Origin of the sequence: Leptothoe sp. ISB3NOV94-8A (assembly GCF_043421595.1) — a bacterium.
GTDB lineage: Bacteria > Cyanobacteriota > Cyanobacteriia > Phormidesmidales > Phormidesmidaceae > Leptothoe > Leptothoe turfae.
Window position 1 is genome coordinate 1,835,943 of sequence record NZ_JAXSQW010000001.1, and the last position, 22,931, is coordinate 1,858,873.

20 protein-coding genes are annotated in these 22,931 nt (G+C 47.5%); 15 read left to right on the forward strand and 5 right to left on the reverse strand.

What is annotated here, in order from left to right; all coding sequences use genetic code 11:
* Together trpA and SPB21_RS08045 are read left to right on the forward strand one after the other, a co-directional pair.
* The gene (trpA, locus tag SPB21_RS08040) at positions 1-774 is read left to right on the forward strand and encodes a tryptophan synthase subunit alpha (RefSeq protein ID WP_499866255.1); all 774 of its coding nucleotides are present in this window, start codon (positions 1-3) and stop codon (positions 772-774) included.
* A 622-nt stretch (positions 775-1,396) separates the two neighbouring features.
* Positions 1,397-1,849 carry a phosphate-starvation-inducible PsiE family protein gene (locus SPB21_RS08045; RefSeq protein ID WP_006513708.1) on the forward strand — a complete coding sequence of 151 codons (453 nt, stop codon included), beginning with the start codon at positions 1,397-1,399 and terminating at the stop codon, positions 1,847-1,849.
* A gap of 137 nt (positions 1,850-1,986) precedes the next feature.
* Here SPB21_RS08045 and SPB21_RS08050 read toward each other — a convergent pair whose 3' ends face one another.
* Entirely contained in the window at positions 1,987-3,003 is a 1,017-nt protein-coding gene (locus tag SPB21_RS08050) for a DJ-1/PfpI family protein (protein WP_499866256.1), read from the reverse strand.
* Positions 3,004-3,080: 77 nt separating this feature from the next.
* On the reverse strand, positions 3,081-3,785 hold the full coding sequence (locus SPB21_RS08055) for a DUF4184 family protein (protein ID WP_499866257.1): 705 nt from the start codon (positions 3,783-3,785) through the stop codon (positions 3,081-3,083).
* On the opposite strand from SPB21_RS08055, the gene SPB21_RS08060 reads away from it, so the two are divergent.
* On the forward strand, positions 3,710-4,207 hold the full coding sequence (locus SPB21_RS08060; RefSeq protein ID WP_499868761.1) for a hypothetical protein: 498 nt from the start codon (positions 3,710-3,712) through the stop codon (positions 4,205-4,207). The genes SPB21_RS08055 and SPB21_RS08060 overlap by 76 nt on opposite strands.
* Here SPB21_RS08060 and SPB21_RS08065 read toward each other — a convergent pair.
* On the reverse strand, positions 4,204-4,725 hold the full coding sequence (locus SPB21_RS08065) for a GNAT family N-acetyltransferase (protein WP_499866258.1): 522 nt from the start codon (positions 4,723-4,725) through the stop codon (positions 4,204-4,206). The genes SPB21_RS08060 and SPB21_RS08065 overlap by 4 nt on opposite strands.
* Positions 4,726-4,902: 177 nt before the next feature.
* Here SPB21_RS08065 and SPB21_RS08070 point away from each other — a divergent pair, with 177 nt between their 5' ends.
* Positions 4,903-7,077 carry a glutamine synthetase III family protein gene (locus SPB21_RS08070; protein ID WP_499866259.1) on the forward strand — a complete coding sequence of 725 codons (2,175 nt, stop codon included), beginning with the start codon at positions 4,903-4,905 and terminating at the stop codon, positions 7,075-7,077.
* Positions 7,078-7,129: 52 nt separating this feature from the next.
* Positions 7,130-7,465: a hypothetical protein gene (locus SPB21_RS08075; protein WP_499866260.1), complete on the forward strand. Its 336-nt coding sequence runs from the start codon at positions 7,130-7,132 to the stop codon at positions 7,463-7,465.
* Between the two features lie 449 nt (positions 7,466-7,914).
* On the opposite strand, the gene SPB21_RS08080 is transcribed toward SPB21_RS08075, so the two are convergent.
* Complete coding sequence (locus SPB21_RS08080) at positions 7,915-8,496, reverse strand: helix-turn-helix transcriptional regulator (protein WP_250565594.1); 582 nt, start codon at positions 8,494-8,496, stop codon at positions 7,915-7,917.
* 239 nt (positions 8,497-8,735) lie between these two features.
* Between SPB21_RS08080 and SPB21_RS08085 the strand changes: the two genes are divergently transcribed.
* The 7 genes from SPB21_RS08085 to SPB21_RS08115 all read left to right on the forward strand — a co-directional run bounded on the left by SPB21_RS08085 (position 8,736) and on the right by SPB21_RS08115 (position 15,816).
* Entirely contained in the window at positions 8,736-9,995 is a 1,260-nt protein-coding gene (locus SPB21_RS08085; protein ID WP_499866261.1) for an MFS transporter, read from the forward strand.
* Positions 9,996-10,112: 117 nt separating this feature from the next.
* Positions 10,113-11,291, forward strand: a complete 1,179-nt coding sequence (locus tag SPB21_RS08090; RefSeq protein ID WP_499866262.1) for a diaminopropionate ammonia-lyase — start codon at positions 10,113-10,115, stop codon at positions 11,289-11,291.
* Positions 11,292-11,437: 146 nt separating this feature from the next.
* Positions 11,438-12,019 (forward strand): TetR/AcrR family transcriptional regulator, encoded by a 582-nt coding sequence (locus SPB21_RS08095; protein WP_163695925.1) that lies wholly within the window; start codon positions 11,438-11,440, stop codon positions 12,017-12,019.
* Positions 12,020-12,152: 133 nt separating this feature from the next.
* Complete coding sequence (locus SPB21_RS08100; protein ID WP_250565548.1) at positions 12,153-12,809, forward strand: peroxiredoxin-like family protein; 657 nt, start codon at positions 12,153-12,155, stop codon at positions 12,807-12,809.
* Between the two features lie 273 nt (positions 12,810-13,082).
* Entirely contained in the window at positions 13,083-13,340 is a 258-nt protein-coding gene (locus SPB21_RS08105; protein WP_499866263.1) for a hypothetical protein, read from the forward strand.
* A 181-nt stretch (positions 13,341-13,521) separates the two neighbouring features.
* Complete coding sequence (locus SPB21_RS08110) at positions 13,522-13,887, forward strand: cyclic nucleotide-binding domain-containing protein (protein ID WP_163660427.1); 366 nt, start codon at positions 13,522-13,524, stop codon at positions 13,885-13,887.
* A gap of 282 nt (positions 13,888-14,169) precedes the next feature.
* Positions 14,170-15,816, forward strand: a complete 1,647-nt coding sequence (locus SPB21_RS08115) for a BamA/TamA family outer membrane protein (RefSeq protein WP_499866264.1) — start codon at positions 14,170-14,172, stop codon at positions 15,814-15,816.
* 113 nt (positions 15,817-15,929) lie between these two features.
* Here SPB21_RS08115 and SPB21_RS08120 read toward each other — a convergent pair whose 3' ends face one another.
* Positions 15,930-16,907, reverse strand: coding sequence for a YbaY family lipoprotein (locus SPB21_RS08120; protein WP_499866265.1), 978 nt, complete (start codon positions 16,905-16,907; stop codon positions 15,930-15,932).
* An 820-nt stretch (positions 16,908-17,727) separates the two neighbouring features.
* On the opposite strand from SPB21_RS08120, the gene ptsP reads away from it, so the two are divergent.
* The 3 genes from ptsP (at position 17,728) to SPB21_RS08135 (ending at position 22,916) form a co-directional block, all read left to right on the forward strand.
* Entirely contained in the window at positions 17,728-20,280 is a 2,553-nt protein-coding gene (gene ptsP, locus SPB21_RS08125) for a phosphoenolpyruvate--protein phosphotransferase (RefSeq protein WP_163702960.1), read from the forward strand.
* A 90-nt stretch (positions 20,281-20,370) separates the two neighbouring features.
* Positions 20,371-22,260 (forward strand): glucose-specific PTS transporter subunit IIBC, encoded by a 1,890-nt coding sequence (gene ptsG, locus SPB21_RS08130; protein ID WP_499866266.1) that lies wholly within the window; start codon positions 20,371-20,373, stop codon positions 22,258-22,260.
* Positions 22,260-22,916: an HAD family hydrolase gene (locus tag SPB21_RS08135; RefSeq protein ID WP_163702962.1), complete on the forward strand. Its 657-nt coding sequence runs from the start codon at positions 22,260-22,262 to the stop codon at positions 22,914-22,916. The genes ptsG and SPB21_RS08135 overlap by 1 nt, the downstream gene beginning before the upstream one ends.
* The last annotated feature ends 15 nt before the right edge of the window (positions 22,917-22,931 follow it).

Genomic DNA, 22,931 nt, shown 5'->3' on the forward strand with positions numbered 1-22,931 from the left:
ATGCATCTCGAAGAATTTATCCGTCAGCAACGACAACAGAAAGACATCTTACTCATGTCCCATACCGTATTGGGCTATCCCTCCTGGGAAGATAATCGCCAAGCCGTAGCAGCCCTGGTCCAGGCTGGCGTTGAGCTGATCGAACTCCAGTTTCCCTTCTCTGAGCCCATTGCCGATGGGCCGATCCTGTTAGCCGCTAATCATGCGGCTATTCAGTCAGGGACATCGATCCACGATTGCTTTCAGTTTGCAGCAGAGGTTGCCCAACAATATCCCCAAACTCGTTTTGTGATCATGACCTATGTCAATATTCTGTTTAAATATGGCATTGATGATTTTGTCAAAACTGCTGCCCAGGGTGGAATTGCTGGATGCATTATTCCTGATTTACCTCCCGAACAAGCAGAACATTATATTCACGCCTGTCGCGACCAGGCATTGGCAACAATCTTTCTAGTTGCACCAAAAAACAGCCAGACACGCATACACCGGATCGCCCATGACACCAGCGGATTAATTTACTGCGTCGCACGAAAAGGAGTCACCGGTCGACAGACTCAGTTCTCGACAATGGTTCACCAATATTTACGTCAGGTAAGAGCAACCACTTCACTACCCATGGCAGTGGGGTTTGGCATACGGTCTTCCGATGACGTGCAAAAATTAACTGGCCAGGCAGATATCGCTGTGGTTGGCACCCATGCTGTTGAATGTTTAGCAAAACATGGAGCTATAGGACTTCAAAACTTTATTCAAGGTCTAAGGAATTGCTAATCTGAAATCCTGACTAAGGTTTTGTTAATGCTAACGATTGATTAATTCAACGGATCAACGTTACGGGCAGCTAGAGTCGTTTTATCCAAAGACTCCGATTCCCAATCATTAAATTGGTAATCAACAAAGATAAGTCCTGAGAAGAAGGCAAAAAATAGCCACAGCATCATAGCCTTAAACAGCATTCTTGAACAAAGAATACCGCCCCCGCCTAAACAACATTAACCATATGGACTAGAACTTTAATCGTTTGTACAAATACAGATCTGAGTCCATCTCTACTTAGTCATAAAGTTCATTATCGCTCATCATAATTTTCGTTTTAGATAGACTCAAGTCAATTACAAGTAAATTAATATAGATTTTCATCTATGAATAGAATAATTGAAACCTGCTCAATGGCAAGGTTTTTGGGTGTTGTCAGTCTCTCTGTTATAGCGTAATCTTTGGAAGTCAAAAGATAACTTATCATTCCTTAAATTTGCGTTTATATAGGTAAGGGCTGAATTAGAACTACTCTTTAATGATTGGAAAATGGGTGTATTAGGTCAAATAGTCGGTTATACAAAGATTTCATCAGAGATTTAGACTAAGTTATTCAAAACGTTTAGTCTAAAAAATAATGTTGAAACGGTTTAAGCGATATATTCGCTGGCGTTCTAGTGACGAGGGATTCTCAACCGGGATCGATCAGTTTGAAACCCTCGTCTCAAAATTGCTTTCAATCACCATGTTGATTGTGATTATGGTGATTATGGTCGACCTTATACTGTTTTTGGCGACAGCCCTGTTTAATCCTAGCCCTGAAGGATTTTTTGTTGACACCCTTAAAGATATTTTTGGATTATTTCTAAGTGTATTAATTGCTCTCGAAATCCTTGAAAATATTACGGCTTACCTGAAAAAGCATGTGGTTCAGGTTGAATTGGTAATCGTCACTTCCCTCATTGCTGTAGCTCGCAAAATTATTATTTTAGACCTGGATAAAGTGTCAGGGATCAGTTTGATCGGTCTTGCGATCGCAATCCTATCCCTGTCCCTAAGCTACTGGATTATTCACACTATCCATCGTTAAGCTAGAGGCCAATATTATTAGATTTCTCAAGGATTAGAGTCAGAACTAGCCCTATGAGCCATATCAGAGAAATTATCCAAAATGCCATTGATCGACGGCTACGGATCTTTCGGTTTGAGCAAGAGGTCGATGCCTATTCAATGAGGATATTCAAGCTGTAAGGCAGCCACTTCAGCAGTGCTCGTGCCATATAATGTCTCAATCTCTTGTAAAGTGATGTCCAGCGACGCGACAGGTGGGAGATCACTGCGTACCTCAATAGTTCGGCTGCCAGTCTTGTTTGTGCCGTGAACTTTATCGGGGACTATCATGAGGCCACGCCTGGTGGTTACACCTGCATCAGACGTATGTAGCGAGAATGCTTTAGAGCAATACGTGCGTGAATAGGCGTCAGCCACCAGTGACAAGGCGACTTCGTCAACACCTTTAGTGATCGGAATATCAATATCTTCACGAGCCCAGAATGAAAGACCGTTGGCAACAATCGTGAAGATACTTTTAGCACTCAATTTAAACTGTTCGCTGTGGTGCTCTGTTCCCCAGCTTTGAATACCCATCGCCTGGGCAACTAAGGCCGCTTTCCCATGGCCTGCGATCGCATCTACTAAAGCCACGGACACAGGAATCGATGCCGTTACACCAGTGGTGGTGATAATGTTGCCATCGGCGACGTAGCGCGTATTCTGTAGCCATTCAGTTTGAGGAAACTTCTTTTTAAGACTGTTATACGAGAACCAATGGCATACGCTTTTGCGACCATTAAGCAGACCCGCATTGGCTAACACCCAAACACCATCGCATACCCCTACGATAGTTGCACCTTTCTTGGCCTGGGCATTGACCCACCCGAGTAAAGTGGGATCTTTTCTGCGAATAACGGCAGGAACAATAGCATAGTCAGCTCCCTCTGGAAATTGTGAGTCAAACTCTGCAATTGTGGCCTGTGGCTGTAGCTTAAGGGCAGGCAGCATTTGGATCGGCCCTGCTTGGGTTGCGATCGCTAACACTTGTGCAACGCCAGACTCGGCCAGAACCCCATAGGGGATAACGTAATCCGTTAGTTCGGTAGAGCTATTCTCTGCAACAACGGCGACAACCGGTTTTGTTCGGTTAAATCTTGGGGCATATGCAGGAATACCAGATGTCATGGACATGGCTGAGATTGTTGAGATTAATACTATGGGGAACGCAACGTTCTCTGTTAAAACGAACTCCTATACGCCCATTGTAGTCAAGAAACCCTTAAGCGACGTATTCGATAGAAAACAGAAAACAGGCATAGGCCAACAACAAAGCCTGACATTGCCCCCGATGCCGAATTGATAGCAAAAGACTGCAGATCCTGAGACTGATGTACCCAGTTAGCCAGACCCATCAAGCTCAAAGTTGAAAAGCTGAGAATAGTGACTCCAGCCTGCACGGAGCGATTAGCTGTGCTAGGTACTTTGGCAACGCTCAAGTACCAGCTCAGGATAGCTGTTAAACCCATAGCACCACCGCCATATTGAATCCATTTGAATATGGGCAATCCGCCCAGCGGGTAGCGTAAGCCAGCAAATCGCTGTACAAACCACCCCCATTCATGGCTAGTGGCATCTAGGAACGAATGGGTAGCGGCTCCTAACCAGAGACTGACAATAACAAGCCCTAGCCACGATAATGAAACCTGTCGTTTGCATGGTGCCAGACCAAACAGTGTGAGGGTTGATTTCTCCAACCACAGATACCATAAACCAAGGGCAAGCAAACCTTGGGGCACGGCATGGGTAATCAGCCCACTGATGCTGTGGCCGGGGGAATAAATGGGATTTAGATAGAGGAAATATGGCAGGTCTGGAGCCATACAGCCAATAATGAGTGATGGCAACGGCAATCGCTTTTGGGATAGATACCACAGAGGGGCTGCGACGATTGTATGGGCTGGCGTATAGGGCATTGGTAAGTGGACGTTTTCGTTTTCTATTCTGGCGTTATAACAACTTTGAGCTGGTGGTGGCTACCGTTAAAACTGTCGCAACACTTCTGGTAGAACAGGAGATGCGGGACTATGCTGAACAGGTGCTGGCCCCACCCATGCAAAAGCTGGTGGCCGCAACCCGCGAGTCGTTTGTACAGGAAATTTTGGATCTCGATGTGCCACAGGTGGCATTTGGTCGGGTGATCCTGCTGGGGGATGCCGCATTTATTGTGCGACCCCATACGGCGGCGGGTACGTCTAAAGCAGCGGCAAATGCGAAAGCTTGGGAACCAGGGCAACTAGTTGACGCAGAACAGCTGAGCCAACATGGACAGTTTCTAGGCAGACGGTCGCAGTTTACCCATGGTCTGGGTCGATTTCTTCCCCAACATGGGCATTAGCCATCAATAGGATGGAGCGGTGTTTCCAGTAACAGCTGATAAAACGCTAAATCCAGCCAGCGATTGAACTTAAAGCCTGCCTGTTTAATGGTGCCTGCGTGGGTAAATCCCAGTTTTTTGTGAAGAGCGATGCTGCCAGGATTATCAACATCAATGCCACCCACCATCACATGGTACTGCTGCTCAACAGCCGCTGCGATCAGCTGTTGCATTAGGGCATAGCCAATCCCTTGACCACGATGCTCCCCATGGACATAGATAGAATGCTCCACTGAGTATTTGAAAGCGGGCCAGGCGCGAAATGTGCCATAGCTGGCGAAGCCCAACAAAAAATCATTGTCGTCAACTGCACCAATGACTGGAAAATTACCGTTCTGTTTTGCTGCAAACCAGTGGATCATATTTTCTAACGTGCGGGGTTTATAGTCATAGAGCGCTGTTGAATTGACAATCGCATCGTTGAGGATGGCTAAGATGGCATCGGCATGTGCATCATAGGTACATAAAACAAATCGCACTGGAGGCTCCTCGTCACTAATGACAGATATAACCACATTAGCAAGGCGGGAAGCTGTCCCATTGAGAATATCGGTAACGCTTTAATATCCCGCGTTTCTTGCCATTAATATGTCTGCTATTTACTTCTATGTGGGGCGTTCAGTACCATCAGACAGTTGGTCCCTAAAAAAGTGATTATGAGTGGAAATGCAGGTCGGATTCAAGCCATTAACCAAATTATCCATTGGGAGCCACTGCCCCCCAAAACACCAGCCAGTCTTGAAGAAATGTGGGCAGAGAATGTTTTTAATCTACCCAAAATGAAGGCCACTCTGCCTAAGGCCGTATTTAAGTCAATCAAAAAGACAATTGTTACTGGAGAAAAACTAGATCTCTCCATTGCTGACGCTGTCGCCAATGCAATGAAAGACTGGGCGATTTCTAAAGGGGCACTCTACTATGCCCACGTGTTCTATCCCATGACTAATCTAACGGCTGAAAAGCATGACGGTTTCATCGCGCCCCAGGGTGACGGTACGGTCATTTCAGAATTTTCCGGTAAGTTATTATTCCAGGGTGAGCCAGATGGATCTTCGTTTCCCAATGGTGGTATTCGTGGCACCTTTGAAGCCCGAGGCTATACCGCCTGGGATGTGACTAGTCCAGCCTATATTATCGATACGGACAACGGCGCTACATTGTGCATTCCCACCGTATTTGTCTCTTGGACTGGAGAGGCCCTGGATAAAAAGGTACCGCTTTTGCGCTCTATCGCAGCTATGGACAAAGCTGCTCAGAAGGTTTTGAAACTCCTGGGAAATACCGAAGTTTCTCACGTCAACTCCAGCTGTGGGGCTGAACAAGAATACTTTTTAGTGGACGCTAATTTTGCAAGCCTGCGACCTGATCTTCTCTTAGCTGGGCGGACCCTGTTTGGTAAAGCCCCTGCCAAAGGACAGGAATTTGACGACCACTATTTTGGTGCGATTCCAGAACGGGTGCAGGTGTTTATGCAGGATGTGGAGGAAATCCTTTACAAGTTAGGCATTCCTGCTAAAACTCGCCATAACGAGGTGGCACCAGGACAGTTTGAAATTGCACCATACTTTGAAGCGGCAAATGTGGCTAGCGATCACCAGCAGATGATTATGACGGTGCTGCGTCACACTGCGAAAAAACACGGCTTTGTGTGCTTACTCCATGAGAAACCCTTTGCCGGTATTAATGGCTCTGGTAAACATGTCAACTGGTCCGTTAGTAACTCTACCCAGGGTAACTTGCTTGATCCCGGTGACTCTCCCCACGATAATACTCAGTTTTTGGTGTTCTGCGGTGCTGTGATTCGAGGTGTGCACAAGTATGGACCGTTGATGCGAGCTGCGATCGCAACGGCCAGCAACGACCACCGTCTAGGGGCAAACGAAGCGCCACCAGCGATTATGTCTGTGTATTTAGGCACCCAGCTTGAAGAAGTTTTTGATCAAATCAAAACTGGCTCCATTAGCGACTCCAAAAAGAAAGGGTTAATGGATTTGGGGGTGGATGTGCTGCCGTATTTGACTAAAGATGCTGGCGATCGCAACCGCACCTCTCCCTTTGCCTTTACCGGCAACCGCTTTGAGTTTCGTGCCGTAGGGTCAAGTCAGTCAGTGGCAGGCCCCTTAATTGTTCTGAATACGATGCTGGCCGATTCCCTAGCCTGGGTGGGGAATCGACTGGAAGCTGAACTCACTGGAGGGGCAGAACTCAACACCGCCATTCTGACTGTGCTCAAAGAGATTATGGAACAGCATGGCGTGGTTGTTTTTGGTGGCAATGGCTATTCTGAAGAGTGGCACAAAATGGCGGTTGAAGAGCGGGGGCTAGCCAACTTACCGACTACTGCCGATGCGCTGCCCATACTGCAAGAAGAGTATATTAGAGATCTGTTTCAGAAAACAGGGGTACTAACCCCCATTGAGTTAGAAAGTCGTTTTCAGGTGTATGCCGAGCAATATATTCTCTCGATTGAGGTGGAATCTAAATTAGTGGTCGATATGACCAAAACCAAGATTTACCCAGCAGCTGTTGAGTATTTGTCTAAGCTGTCATCGACTATTTCAAGCTTAGAGAATCTGGGCGTTTCCCTTGAAAAAGGGACTGCTCAAAAAATAGCAGAGTTAACCAATGCGATGGTAACCAAGGTTACGCAGTTGAGTGAGGCCCTGGAGAAACATGACTTTAGCAGCACCCATGCACACATGAGCTACTGTGCGTCCACCTTGCGTCCGTTGATGGATGACGTGCGCGAGTATGCGGATACGCTAGAAGGCGAAATCGCTGATGAATGCTGGCCTTTGCCGACTTATCAGGAGATGCTGTTTATCAAGTAAGTTTGTTCTGTAGTGGCCGGGTGTGGTTTATTTTTGAGGCAAGGAGGGTACCTTGCCTCTTTTTTTATGTGGTTTAATGCTAATAATTGCCATGGATATTGTTACAGAACTCGAAAAATTTGATAGTCAACACACAGATACTCTCGAAACTCTTGCTGTGCGACTTTCACCCGATGCAGCATTAATCCAAATCTTGCTGGAGATTGCCAATGACAATACTCCTAAACTCCAAACAGCAACCACCTGGTTATTAAAGCATTTTCAAGAAAACGGATTTTCTTTTTCTTTTCAGGCTGCCACCAAGGCCGTTATGATCCCGAAAAAACAACGCCTTTTTGTTCTAACTGATACGCAGCAGCATGCCAAGTATTACTTAGAACTACATTAAAGGTTTGAGCTTGGTGATCGATCCAATAGAAGCCGTTAGGAAGCGTTCCATTATATTTTTTTAGCCAATCATCCCAGAACGACCTCTCTATAAATCCCATCCGGGATTCCATGGTTTTCATGGTTTGGCTGTTTGTCAAACTTTTCCGTTTACCCTCCAATACTTGCCACAGATGGATATTACTGGGGACCTTAACGTGCTGGAGGTCTTCAACCTTTACGAATTTAGGCATATTTATGTTCAAAAAACAACAAGGTTATTTTGTGCAAGATACAACCTATCGGTTGGTTGACATTGATCAATCCGGGTGGACTTTGATCTGTCAAGATAACACTACTTGCCACTATGTAGATCCTGATTGCTTGCAAGAATCATCTAGCACCCTTGGTAGCTGGGCATTTCCCAAAATGATACTTGTCCGTACCCACTAACCCATGGCACAGACTTTTCTACTGGTCTTGGTTCTCATCCAACACAACCCGATAGGCACATCGCCTCGCCCCCGACAAAATGTGTTCCGTCCGTTTCACATCCACGCCTAGAACAGTTTGAAAGATTTCCAGTTCTCGATCACATAATCCAGTACAGGCTTCTGCCGCTGCACAGATAGGGCAGTGGTTTTCCACCAGTAGCATTGAGCCATCATCTTGAGGCAGCACATTAGCCATATACCCCTCACGGGTACGAATATCTGCCAAGGTTTCCAATCGGTCCTGCCAGGAATCTTGCCCATCCATCTGCGCCAGATAAGCCCCCAGCTGTTCACGAGTGCGAATATCCAGTAACCGCTCTAACCCATCTGCCCCAAACGCTTCAGTCACCGAGTGAATCAGACTCAGGGTTAATTCGGCATAGCCTTCAGGAAAAAAGCGATCGGCTGCCGCCGTTAAATGCCAGAGCTTTGCCGGACGCCCCATGGGGCGTGATTCTTCTTCATAGTCAATTAACTGCTCATCCTGAAGTGCATAGAGATGTTGCCTGACTGCCATGGCCGAAATACCCAGCTGCTCAGCAATGGCATGGGCATCCATGGCTCCCGACTGCTTTAGCAACTGAATAATGGCCCGCCGCGACTGCCGCAACTGCCGCGACTGCCGCAACTGCCGCGACCGCCGGGGCTCATTTTTTTTGCTTCGCTTTTTTTTGGGTTGTTTTGGGGGCATGGCTACATTCTAAAGAACTTTCTTTACAAAGTCGAGCTGGGTGGCTAGAGTACTTTATAAAGGAAAAACTTTAGAAAGTCGGTCCAGCGGTCGACGATGGAGGCTTTATGGGTACATTCTCCTGGTTGCCCCGACTCAATCCACAGATTTGGATACTCGTCATGGGGCGCTTTCTTTCGCAGGTTGGATCGGGGGCTGTGTTGTTTTACGAGCCCATCTACTTCGTCAATCAGGTGGGGCTATCCCCCACCCAGGTGGGTATTGGTCTGAGTAGTGCAGCCATGGCTAGTGCCGGGGGCTATTTTCTGGCAGGGGCGATGACAGACTCTCTGTTTTGGGGACGTCGTCGTACGCTGTTACTTTCTTGTTTAATTTCTATCGGGGCGGATGGTGTATTTTTGTTGGCCCATGGTTTCCCGTTGCTCATTGTGGCAAATGTGCTGATGGGGTTAGGCGATAGTCTCTATTGGCCTGCCTCAGGGGCAGCGATTACCGATAATTCCAATAATCATCAGCGCGAAGAGGCCTTTGCTGTTTCTGGCTTAGCTGATTCTCTCGGTTCAGGCTTAGGAATTGTTCTGGGGGGATTGCTTTTGACGATGGACAATTCGTATCAGCAGTTGTTTATTGCCGATGGCATCACCTTTGCACTCTTTCTGGGGGTGTTGGCAATTGTGTTTAAAGATAAGCGAGATCGCTCACACTCCTTCGAAGAAACGCCAGGCCGCAATGCCTGGCGTAAAGCGCTACTAAATCCTGTTTTCTTGGTATTTGCAGCAGCCAATATTTTGTTTACCACCTATGTCAACCTGATGGAAAGCACCATGCCGCTTTACTTTACTAACTTTGTTCACAATGCTTCCAGTACGGCTCTAGAAAATGTGGGTATTTTGTTTTCTGGCTATGTGCTGATAGCGGCTCTGTTCCAGTTACCCATCGTTCGTGCCATGCAACCCTACCGGCGGGTTTCTGTTTTGATGATATCCATGCTGTTGTGGGGGATGGGTTTTCTCTTAGTCTGGTTTGTGGGCATATCTGTTGGGGGACAGGGGGTGCTGATGGTGATGGTAGTGGTGGTATTAGCGATCGCAAATGTCACCTACAATCCATTCTCAGTCGCTTTAGTCACGGAACTCGCCCCTAAAGAATCCCTGGGTATATCTCTCTCCTTGAATGCCCAGTGTTGGACTGTTGGGTATTTGGTTGGCCCCTTGATCGGAGGATGGACCCTGGACCAAAATCAAGACATTGCCCGTGGATTATGGATAACGGCTGCCTTTAGTACCCTGATTGGGGGACTCATCCTAAAACAACTTGAAAAGTTTCAAGCACACACTGATTCTATTAAATCGTCTTCAAATCTCTAGGAAAAATATTGCTACGTATCGGGTTGTTCGGTTAGCCAAACCAAAATCTTTCTGGCACCAATCAGCTTATGGGAGTGTGACAGTTATCCTATGGGCAAGATTATTAAATGACTAGCCATGAATAAGGATGCCATTGCTTACCAGGTGCAACGCATAACCCAGATACCTGAGCCAACGTTATTTGCATTTGTCAATGGGGAAACGGCTAACCATGTCAATAAATTTCATAGCAGTCTCCCTAATTACACCCCAACCCCCCTGGTCAGGCTGTCCAAACTTGCTAGTCGCCTGGGGATCAGCGAAATTCTTGTCAAGGATGAAAGTCACCGCTTTGATCTAAATGCCTTTAAGGTGCTGGGAGCGAGCTATGGGATCGCAAAATACCTAGGTAAAAGACTAAAGCTCAACAAGGATGAATTGACCTTTAGTCATATAGTTGCCGAAAAATCCAAATACGAGCATATTACTTTTGTCACCGCCACCGACGGCAATCACGGCAGGGCGGTCGCCTGGTCAGCAAACTTATTGGGCTGTAAATCTGTTGTATATCTGCCAAAAGGTGCTTCTCAAGCACGATTAGACGCCATCAGAAAATATGGAGCTGACGCATCCATCACAACGATGAATTACGATGACACAGTGCTCCATGCCGCTCAAAAGGCCCAGGCAGAAGGCTGGATACTTTTACAGGACACCTCTTGGGAAGGATACGAAGCAGTACCCACCCATATCATGCAAGGTTACAGTACCTTAATCACTGAATATTGCCAGCAGCAGCCAGATATCTGGCCCACCCATGTTTTTGTACAGGCAGGGGTAGGGTCTTTAGCTGCGGGTATCCTGGCGCGTCTTTGTGGTTTATCTGACCGTCCTATGCCCAAATTTGTTGTTGTAGAGCCCCAGGGTGCTCCCTGCCTGTTTGCATCAAAGACCCACAATAAACTTTTTAGAGTTCAAGGGGATTTACCCACTATTATGGCAGGCCTGGCCTGTGGAGAACCCAGTCACCTAGGATGGCCCCTATTAAAGTCAGCGACCAGTGGATTTTTAATGTGTTCCGATGATGTGGCTCGCAGGGGAATGAAGGTTCTGGGCAACCCCTTAGCAGGCGATCAGCGCATAATATCTGGAGAATCAGGGGCCGTTACCCTGGGTGCGCTGTTTGAAATTCTTTCAAATACCGACTTTCTTGACATTAAGCAAGCGCTAAATGTAACGTCCGCATCAAAAGTGCTATTGTTCTCCACCGAGGGAGATACTGATCCGGAGGTATATCGAGATATTGTTTGGCGCTAAAGCTCGATTAATAGTTGAGGCCAAGACCTAATGTTTTGCCACCTGAATTTTGCTCAATCCTATGACTTCCATAGGATTGAGATGATTGTTGACCGTTTGGTTTTTAATTTGCTATAATCATTGGTAGTTAGAACATCAGTCCGACCATGGCTCGCTTGCGAGAATTTGACACAGATGCTGTTTTAGATGCTGCAATGCAAACATTTTGGCTGCGCGGCTACGAGGCAACGTCTCTGGTAGATTTGATGGCGGCTACGGGCTTGCAAAAGGGCAGTATCTATAAGGCCTTCAAAGATAAACACTCGTTGTTTATGTTGGCCTTGCGCCGGTACTTAGATCAAAGCAATGATTTGAGCCGTCAGTACTTGGATGATCCCATTTCTCCCAGGGCTGGGGTTTCCGGTTGGCTGCAAGTGATTGTTTCTCTACGGGGAAATGATCAGACGCGGCGGGGATGCTTTATGCTGAATTCTTTGGTGGAGTTAGCGCCCCACGACGAGGCGGTAAAAACGCTATTAGATGAGCATTTGTGCCATGTGCAATTGATGCTGACACGAGCGATCGCAAAAGGGCAATCCCTAGGTGAATTTCGGGCTGACATTCCAGCGGAAGAGTTGAGTTTATTAGTGCTGAATTTGCTTCAGGGTTTAGTAAATCGCTCGAAATGCGCTGTCGCTGTTGATGCACTTCAACAGCAAGTGGAGACGTTGCTGAAGCTGCTGATTTAGCCGTGTTCTGATTATGGCCATTTTTTTGCCCTTTTGTTGACCAATTGGTTCCTGTCTTTTGTGATTGTTGAACTGTCATTGTTGGCAGGGATCGGCAATGGTGTTGACCTTTACCCATTCAAGGAGACTCATTATGACGACTCAATCTTCTCTTGCCTCACAGCTTAAAGATTTTCAAACTGGCTTTTTGGGGCAAGCCCCTCAAGAGACTGTTGAGACAATGGCTAAAGCAACGTCTGATTTAGAGCAGTCCGGCATTGTCAATAACAGTTTGCAGGTGGGGGCCCAAGCCCCAGATTTTGAACTGCCTGATCCAACTGGTAAACAGATTAAACTCAGTGCCCTATTGGCGAACGGCCCAGTGGTGTTAAATTTTTATCGTGGTGAGTGGTGCCCATACTGCAACCTGGAAATTCGCGCATATCAACAGTCTTTGCCCGAATTTCAACAGTTGGGGGCACAGGTGGTGGCGATCTCACCGGAGTTGCCAGATAGTTCACTGACAATGCAGGAAAAGCATGCATTGAGTTTTCCTGTGCTGAGCGATGTGGGTAATCGAGTGGCCCGTGATTATGGTTTGGTCTTTACCCTAGATGCATCTTTGCAGCCCCTCTATAAGGGGTTCGGCATTGATATTCCAGCGCACAATGGTGATGACAGCTATGAGTTGCCTGTGCCAGCGACCTATGTTGTGGACTCAATGGGTACGATTCGCTATGCCTATGCGAATGCTGACTACACGCTTCGGGCTGAACCGACGGAGGTGTTAGCTGCGGTGAAAGCCCTTTGATCCATTGGTTGTTGCGGATGCTTAAGGGACTACACAAAACTAAAGACCCCGGTTGGGGCTGTCGATGGGTGATGAGTGGTGGGGTAACGGGGTGATTTAACGCAAGCGCCTTAGGGGGCATTAATAATAATGCCCCCTAAGCATCCGCAGATGCATTAGAGTTTATCGATCGTTTGCATAGATCTTTTATATAGATCCTATCGATCTTAGTGTTTGTTGTCTTTGTTTGGGTTTCCTAAAATCAAGACAACAAACACTTTAGAGAACGCTATCATGGTTTGGTTTATAATAATTCACTATTCTTCTGAAATTGATGCGGTATCGGCATATACTTACCCACAGTCAGCGTTAAAAACGTTTTTGCATAAGTTTTGGAAGTTCAGCAAAACCTACGGTGAATATCAAGTACTACCGCCCGGTCGTCGCCGTCAGTTCCTGATTGACAAGAAGCAAAACGAGAAGCCCGCAGAAGACGACCTTGAATCTTATCTGTTCAATGCTTCCAAACAAGACTCAAGACTATTTTATTAGCTCTCTTTACCAGCCATCGCGAATTCAGCCTAGATTGACACCCCAGGGATATTGACCAGGGTGACAAAAAGACATGAGATCGCAGGCCCACCCAGCACTGTACTATTGTGATCTATAATCAAGACCAACAACCGGCCCTGCACATACAACAGTCACAATCTTCTGGGATCGCAGCAGCACTATGGAAACTCTGAATTTGTTTATTCACCCTGCAGACTTTGTTACTGTTAACGCTGGAGACATTATCTTTGAACAAGATCAAGTCAGTGAGACCCTGTATGTGCTGATTGAGGGGGAAGTTGTCATTCAGCGGGACGGTGAAAATATGGTTACCCTTGGTCCTAAAACGATCCTTGGAGAAATGGCGATTCTAGAAAATCGCCCCCATTTTGCCAGTGCGATCGCAAAAACAATCTGCCAGCTGATTCCCATTAGTCAAGAGCGATTTCGATTTCTAGTGGAGCAAACTCCAAATTTTGCCTTTGACATGATGGCAATGATGGCCGAACGCCTGCATCAGATGAACATCAAAGCTATAGAGGCGTAATAGCAGAGCGGTATTGCCAATAAGTTAAGGAATTAATACGATTCTGGCTATGTAGCAAGCATTACAGAGTTTAATATGCTTGTGTGAAGTAGTATTAGAAACAGTCTTAAACGAAGCTTTAAGATGTGCGGTTTGTTTGCCCTATTAAGCTTTGCAGCACTTTTCTAGTATCTAGGGTGGAGCAATTGACAGATTTTTTTGAGTTCAACGGATATTCCATTAAAATCGAATAGTTAACGCTTGTATTGATTATTAAAACCAAGTAAAGCCATCCTAAAGTTTATGGAAATAAAACTGTTGTCGGCATCCTATCTTCTTCAGCAGCATGGATGGGTCTTATTAATACCGTTAAGCGTTACCAGTAGTTCCCTGCTGCTGACGTTTCCTGGCTGGGCACAAACCAATACGTCGCTTCAAGCTGAGGAATCCCTTGTCAGTTCTCAGGAATTGACTGAACTCGACACCTCCAGCCTGATGGCGGCCCAAGACCAGGAAGAACATCTAGAAGCAGCTCCCCATTCAGCCATTAGCCTCAAAAATAATGACCTGACCGTACCAAGCGGCAATGGAGAGGTCATTTCAGACATTCAGGTTCGCTTTGTGAATGGAGACGGTGAACCTATTGAGGGCAATACTAAGGACGAAATTATTACCCGAGAGTTTGACCTGCACTCAGGTGATGTTTATGACTCTGATCTTGCCCTAGAGGGGTTAGAGCGAGTTGATGAGATGTTCATCATTAAACAGGCATCCTTGACCCTCGAACCTGCCGCTGATGATCAAGTGGTGATGGTGGTGACAGTGGATGAGCGAGATTCTTTCTTCTTTAGCTTTGGCAATACCCTGCCACGACCCACTGCACTGCAAGGTCCCTCGCGACCTGCTGTCGTCAACGCTTCCTCTAATAGCGCTAGAGGTTTCTCCGCTGGGGCTCGTTTGGGGTTTACAAACATAGGTGGCAATAATCAAGCCCTGACTTTAGGTGTGGAAGGTGGTGAAAACACCTTGGGTGTGGATGTCGATTTTAGGCAATTTCTCAAAAATGGTTCAGGTTACGGCATCAACTTCGCCAACCAGCGGGGTGTGGAGCCTGAATTTACGGGAGGCGACAGAGAAGTGGAAACCCCCAGCGGTGATGAACCTTGGGTGCATCGCTTGGGTGGTGGCGTTGAGTATTTTCGTCCTCTAGCGTCTGATTTTGATGCGGCTTTAGGTATTTCTTATCAGCGCATTTCTGTGCGAGAGGATGCGTTTTCGGATGATATCGCCTCCGAAGATGAGTTGGGTAACGATCTCACCGTCAGCGATGATGGTCAAGATGATCTGTTAACAGTCAATTTTTCGGGTGTAATTGACCGTCGCAATAGTTCCAAAAATCCAACCAAGGGTTCTAGACTCTTGGTTGGGGCAGACCAATCCATTCCCATCGGGGACGCGGATATCCTATTTACCCGCCTCAGTGCAAACTATACTCAGTTTTTGCCTTTAAATCTTTTTGGTTTTACAGAGGGTCCCCGCACGTTAGTGCTTAATGTTCAAGGGGGTACTATCCTTGGGGATACGCCTCCCTATGATGCATTTAGCCTGGGTGGGTCTAGCTCTGTACGAGGCTATAGCTCCGGTGAGATTGGCACAGGGGAGAGTTTTGTTCAAGCCACCGCCGAATATCGTTTTCCCATGTTTTCCTTTAATGCATTCGACGATGATGTCGATGTTGGAGGAACCTTCTTTTTTGACTATGCCAGTGATTTAGGCAGTGGTGATGATGTTATTGGTGAACCCGCAGAGGCACGGGACAAACCCGGTGATGGCTTTGGCTATGGTCTTGGTATCAGGGCTTTGACATCCATTGGCGCAGTGCGTCTGGAGTTTGGCATCAATGATGAAGGCGATTCCGAGGTGATTTTTAATATTGGCGATCGGTTCTAGAGAACCATCAGGCTGAGACATTGGAATAGTTTCATGGCCAGGGCATCTGTTACAGGTGCCCTGGCGCTTTTTGGGGACTATCACCCAATGGGGTGACTACGCTCAACGGGTGACTATCGTCCATCGTCTCGACGCACTTGTGTGCCATCACTGTTGGTGCGGTAGATATAACTTTGGCCCGTGGCCGTATCAAGCACTTCTACTTCCCAACCTTCAGTTAATGCAGCCAGACAGCTTTCAGCGGGACCGCCCAGGCCTAGACAGCCGTCGGACCAGGTTTCACGGCTGTAACGGCTGACTTGGGGTGAAGCAGTTCCGAACTCCTGGCTGAGGGCTGTTGTCACGGCAGTTGCGATCGCATCAGGCAACTGTCCATCGGCCTCTGCGGGTTCAACGGGTTTATCCGTAGCTCCATCTAAAGCAGTCTCTTCAACCGGTTCAACCGTCAGGGCAACAGCTGAGGGAACCCCCTGGGTCATTAACAGACCATCACCGACCGTTTGCCAACGCACCTCATCTTGAACTAGAATTTGGGCCGTAAGGCCATATTGATGACTGGCTGTAAGATTGTTTGGATCATAGGATAGGTGAAATGGAATTGGCACCTGTTGACCAGTCGTCACAACGGTGTTCTCGGCAACAATGGCGTCACTGTCGAGATCCACTAGCATTGTTTTAACAACAGATCCAGGCTCCAACCCAATGCGTGCCAGATAGTTCACCGTACCGATGATGGAACCAGCATAAATAACACCTCCTTCAGACTGATCTTCAGTTTGCACCGCACAGTCTCCTGCACCCGTATCAACAGTCAGGCGTAGGGTTGATCGCCCTTGCTGATTAGCATATTCAATGCCGTTGGGTACCACATTAATATCTGTTAGCGCGTCATTAAGCCAAACCTGATTGAGCTCACGGTTATAGGCGCGCATCAGCACCTGGTCATTGTTCTCATAAACCCTCACTGCCGTACCGCTGGTTTCGCACAGAATCATTGTCATCTCTTTCGCAACCGCTGGTTTATCGGTGAGGGCAACGGCGGCAGTAGCTGCAACAATTATCCCATAGCCAAATTTTCTTACGACTGTCATTGTTTCTCCCATATAGATACTCACCAATAAATTGTTCAGTTTTTAGGACGATCGTGGGGCCAGACTTAATTATCTATCTCACTGAATCTGTAAGTTTATACCATAGGCTAAATCGTTAACTGTCCCCCTATATAGCCACAGAAAACAACAGCTATACTAGTGAATTTACGATTTTACTATTTGTTATTGAAATGAAGGGTAATCTTGTGAATCCTCTCATATTACATGCTAAAAATATGAGTTTTCTCATGTTATGAATTGAAGCCGTTATTAATTGCAATAACGGTCATTTCTGACATCAAAACATCAACTTATTTATACTTTTTATACACCTGGCCATGGCCAGAATGTGAGTTGTATAAAAATAGGATAAGTTGCTTGCAGTCTGTTGACTGAGATCGATTCTTGCTTTGGAAAAAGCATGTTTTTCTCTAGTCTTATAGGGTGTAGCGTGCAATAGTTTTGCTTGTCTATCGTTTCAATAAATAGAAGTCTATGTATGATTAAGGGCTTTTATAGCAATGGTTTTAAGGTTTTTATAGGGACTTCTAAAACACGACATGTTTGCTGCAAATGTTCTTTGAAACCCCTGTCATAACAGAAAAAACAGGTTTCACCATAGGGCAACGCTACTGAAGAATGTATTGGCAAATACTAAAAAATAGTTAATAACACCGCTTTTTTGACCATCTTGCTTGCTTATTAATCCATAGGTACACCCAATAGGTATGTCCAATAAACACGCCCAACAAATACGTCTAACAAACACGTCCAACAGGTCACTATCCAGTTTTTAATGCTAAAGAGTATTAGCCATACCATGCCCCTAGACACACGCACTCCAGTTCAAACCATTCTGCGCTTAAACGCCCCCCTGTCCGGTTATTTAAGACCCATTGAGTCAGTACCTGATCCAGTCTTTGCCCAAAAGATGGTAGGCGATGGTATCTCGATTGACCCTATCTCTAACATTCTCAGAGCGCCTTGTGACGGTGAGATCATTCAGATTCATCCGTCTAACCATGCGGTTACCCTAAAAACGGCGGCTGGTGTCGAGATTTTAATGCATGTGGGATTGGATACGGTAGAACTACGGGGAGAAGGATTTTCTCCCCAGGTAAAACTGGGTGATCGGGTCACAGCAGGGTATCCTCTGTTGGAGTTTGATATTGATTATGTCGCTCTCCATGCTAAAAGTTTGTTGACTCAAATCGTTGTTACCAATCCTGAGCGCATTGCAGAATTTGTTTTCCAGCAAGGACGGGTAACGGCAGGGCAAGATATTTTCCTGGAGTTGGTGCTGGATGAGGACAGTCAAGAGCAGGCCGTAATCACTGGAGATATCGTCACGTCAGAGCCCATTGTTATCAGCAATCCCCAAGGGCTGCACGCCCGCCCGGCGGCAGTTTTGGTGAACCTGACTAAAAAATATCAGTCCCAGGTGTCTCTGCTGCGAAGTCGTGAACGCGCCAATGCAAAAAGTGTCGTAGCAATTATGGCAATGCAGGTGGCCTATGGAGACCGGGTTACCCTGGAGGCCAGGGGTGCGGATGCGAAGACCGCAATTACGGAACTCACTGAGGCAATAAAAGCCGGACTGGGGGAAGCTGGAGCCGCCCCGGCACCCGCTAGTATCGATCAGTCTGCCCTCAAAGCGCCGCCGCCCCAGCCCAAGTCTGATGACCCCAATATTATTTTGGCAGTGGCGGCTTCCTCAGGGCTAGCGGTAGGCAATACCTATCGGGTGCGTGAACAAACCCTGGCGATTGAAGAGGTGGGAGAATCCCCCAGTAAAGAACGACGAAAGTTGGAGGATGCGATCGCAAAAGCAGCCTTAGAAGTTGAATCCATCCGCGCCAAGGTCCACGGTCAGGGCAATCCGGGTAAAGCGGCTATCTTTGCCGCCCACCAAGAGATTTTGGATGATCCTGAGTTAATGGACATTGCCACCAGTGCCATCAATAAGGGTAAAAGTGCAAGTTTTGCCTGGCAACAAACCTACACAAACCAGGCAAATAAGCTAGCCCAGCTAAAAAACGAGTTATTGGCGGAGCGCGCCAATGACATTCGTGATGTGGGGATGCGAGTGTTACGGATTCTCACAGGCATCGAGGCCACAGAGATCAAGTATCCCCACAATACAATTCTGTTGGCTGAGGATCTCACCCCGTCTGACATGGCTACCCTAGATCGAGAGCGTGTGGTCGGCTTTTGTACCCTGGCGGGTGGAGCCACGTCCCATGTGGCTATTTTGGCACGATCCATGGGTATTCCAGCCATTGCCGGTGTGGAACCCCAGGTTTTGGACTTGGCCGATGGGACCCCAGTGATTTTAGATGGCACAAGCGGCATCCTGCGGTTAAACGCCCCAGCTGCAGACATTGAGTACACCCAAACCCGCATTGCTAACCGCAAGGCCAAACAGGCCGCTGATCTGGAGAACGCGTTTGCACCGGCCATTACCCAGGATGGGCATCAAGTTGAGATTGTTGCTAACATCAGTAGCCTCAAAGATGCCGAGGAAGCTGTCTCTTTAGGGACTGAAGGTGTAGGTCTACTGCGCACCGAATTTATCTTTATGGGGCGACCCCAAGCCCCAACAGAAGATGAACAAACCGGCATTTACCGCAGTATTGCCGAAGTCTTGGGAGCCGATAAACCTATGATTATTCGCACCCTTGATGTTGGGGGTGACAAGCCTCTACCCTACCTGGCCATGGCCCCAGAAGAGAATCCCTTTCTAGGAGAACGAGGCATTCGTCTAGGGTTTGACCAACCTGAACTGCAGCGCACTCAGCTGCGGGCAATTTTGAGGGCAGCTTCTGCGGGCAAACTGCGGGTGATGTTTCCCATGATTGGCCGCATCGAAGAACTACGCATGGCCAAAGCCATGTTAGAAGAAGAACGCCAGGCCCTTAATTTGCCTCCCATTGAGGTGGGCATTATGATTGAAGTTCCCTCAGCTGCTGTCATGGCCGAGCAGTTTGCCAAGGAAGTCGATTTCTTCTCCGTGGGTACCAACGACCTCACCCAGTACACCCTGGCGATGGATCGAGGCCATCCAAAATTAGCTCCCTTGGTAGACGGTCTACATCCAGCGGTGTTGAGACTAATCGACCACGCAGTCAAAGGTGCAGGCCGCTATGGCAAATGGGTTGGCGTTTGTGGTGGCATTGGTAGCGATCCTCAAGCCGTGCCTCTCCTCATTGGTCTGGGCGTCAAAGAACTTAGCGTCAGCGTCTCGATGATTCCTACTATTAAGGCCCTGGTACGTTCTCTGAGCTTAGACCAATGTCAGAAACTGGCAGATCGGACATTGGGGTTAGAAACCGCCGCCGAAGTACGTAGTCTGGTGCCATTAGCCAATTCGTAGGGGTACTCCCTGGTGGATGCCCAAAACAAGACCATTACCAATTCGTAGGGGCACTCCCTGGTGGATGCCCAAAACAAGACTCCCAACCCCATGACAACAACAACAGCTCCTTCCCCTCTACCAAAACGACAACAATGGCGTGACCAAGCCTTTGGCCTCCTGCAAAAAATGGGAAAGGCTCTCATGCTACCCGTTTCGGTCCTACCCGTGGCCGGTATTTTGCTAGGTCTAGGTAGCGCTCGCCTGATTGAGATTCAGAAAATTCAAGAGGGTGTTTTAACAAGTGCCAAATTTGGCTGGCTACCTGCCCCCCTGGCGGAGATTATGAAAGCCTCAGGGGATGCCATTTTTGCCAATCTACCCATCCTGTTTGCCGTGGCCGTGGCCATTGGCTACACCGCCAACGATGGTGTCTCTGCCCTGGCTGCCATTGTCGGCTTTGTGGTGTTCCTGGCCTCTTTGGGAGTCTCCTCAATTCTGTTTGCCAACATTGACCCCAGCGTCCTCAAACCCATTATGGGGATTCCCTCTTTAGATACGGGGGTGTTTGGCGGTTTGATTATGGGCTGTGTGGCGGCCTATATGTTCAATCGATTTTTCCGGATTAAGCTGCCCCAATACCTGGGGTTCTTTGCGGGTAAACGATTTGTGCCGATTATTACTGCGATCGCAGCCATTGTCGTCGGCATCCTCATGAGTTTTGTTTGGCCGCCGATTGGTGGTGCCATTAACAGTTTTGCCAACGCCGCTGCGCAAGGGAACAACATTCCAATTACCGTCGCCATCTATGGCTTCATTGAGCGGTTGCTAATTCCCTTTGGCCTGCACCACGTTTGGAATGTTCCCTTCTTCTTCCAGATTGGCTCCTTTACCGATCCCATTACCAATGAGCTCGTTACGGGCGATATCAACCGCTTCTTTGCCGGAGATCCCACAGCCGGTATTCTTGGTGGGGCCTATTGGTTCAAAATGTTTGGTCTCCCAGCAGCGGCCATTGCCATGTGGCACTGTGCTAAGCCCAAAAGGCGCAAAGAAATTGGCGGCATCATGATTTCCGCAGCTTTGACCTCTTTTCTCACCGGCATTACCGAACCTATTGAATTTTCATTTGTCTTTATCGCTCCGGTTTTGTTTTTGCTCCATGCTGTTCTAGCGGGGTTTGCTGACTTACTGTTTGTTATCCTGGGCGGACGCATGGGCTTTACCTTTTCCCATGGGTTTATCGACTTCTTTCTCTTTAATGCTCTAGGCACCAAGGTATGGCTGATTATTGCCTTTGGCCCCCTGTTTGCTGCACTTTATTATTTCAGTTTCCGATTTGTGATCAAGCGTTTTAACTTGATCACACCTGGTCGTGAAGAGGAAAACGAAGAACTCGCAAGCAACCTACCCCAGGATGCTGCCGCCATGTCTAAAGAATTAACCCTGGCGTTTGGTGGACGGAGCAATATCGAGAATTTAGATGCCTGTATTACCCGTCTGCGTATTGGTGTTAAAGACATGGGCAAAGTCAATATTGCGCGCCTCAAAGCCCTGGGGGCATCAGGGGTGCTACAGGTGGGCAACAATGCCCAGGCAATTTTTGGTCCCCGTTCAGAAAATCTCAAAACAGATATGGTGGAATACCTAAAAACTGCTGGACCTGAGGCAGATGAGGTAGGAGCCCCCATACCAGAAGAGTCAATGGCAGCCGCAACTACCATGGCTGAGGTGACAGCTGATCCCGCCGCTGCCGAAAAATCTCAAGCAATGGTTGCCGCCCTGGGAGGTGCAGACAACATTCGTACAGTAGATCCGGTGGCCATGACTCGATTGCGTGTGGAAATTACGACCCCTGATACTGTTAACGAAGCAGCCCTGCAAGCAGCGGGTGTTGAAGCCATAATGCGAGTTCAAGACCAAGTCTTGCATCTGATCGTAGGGCTAAACGCTGAGCAATATGCTGGGGAAATCAACAAACGTCTTGGAGTGAATGTTTAATGCCTAGACAACAAATGGCCTTCATCTTTGATATGGATGGCACCCTTGTTGATAATATGGCGTTTCATATGCAGGCTTGGCAAAAATTTCTGTCAAGCCTGGGTGTGGAAATGACGGAGGCTGAGGTCCAGCAGCAAACCCACGGCACCATTGAACAATGCATTCGCCGCATTTGTGGTGAAGAGCTATCCGATGCTGCTGTTACGACCCTGGCCCATCAGAAAGAAGCCCTTTATCGAGAGCTGTATAAACCCCACCTTCAACCTATCACCGGACTCAGAGAATTTTTACAGATAGCTCAATCGCTTGAAATTACGATGGCGTTGGGAACGTCAGCAATGAAACCCAATATCGATTTAGTACTCGATGGCTTAGATATTGCAGCCTATTTCACTATCTGTGTTGGTGGCGACGATGTCACATTGGGTAAACCTCACCCTGAAACCTTTTTGACCATTGCCCAACAGCTCGATATTGCCCCAAGGTATTGTGTTGTTTTTGAAGACAGTGTGATTGGTATTGAAGCCGCTCAAAATGCAGGCATGAGAGCCGTTGCCTTAACAACGTCAGCGCCAGCATCTGCATTTACTGGTCAGTCAACGGTTGAATACATTATTCAAGATTATTCAGCATTGAACCCTAGACAATTGCTGTAGTCGCTTTCACTAGCC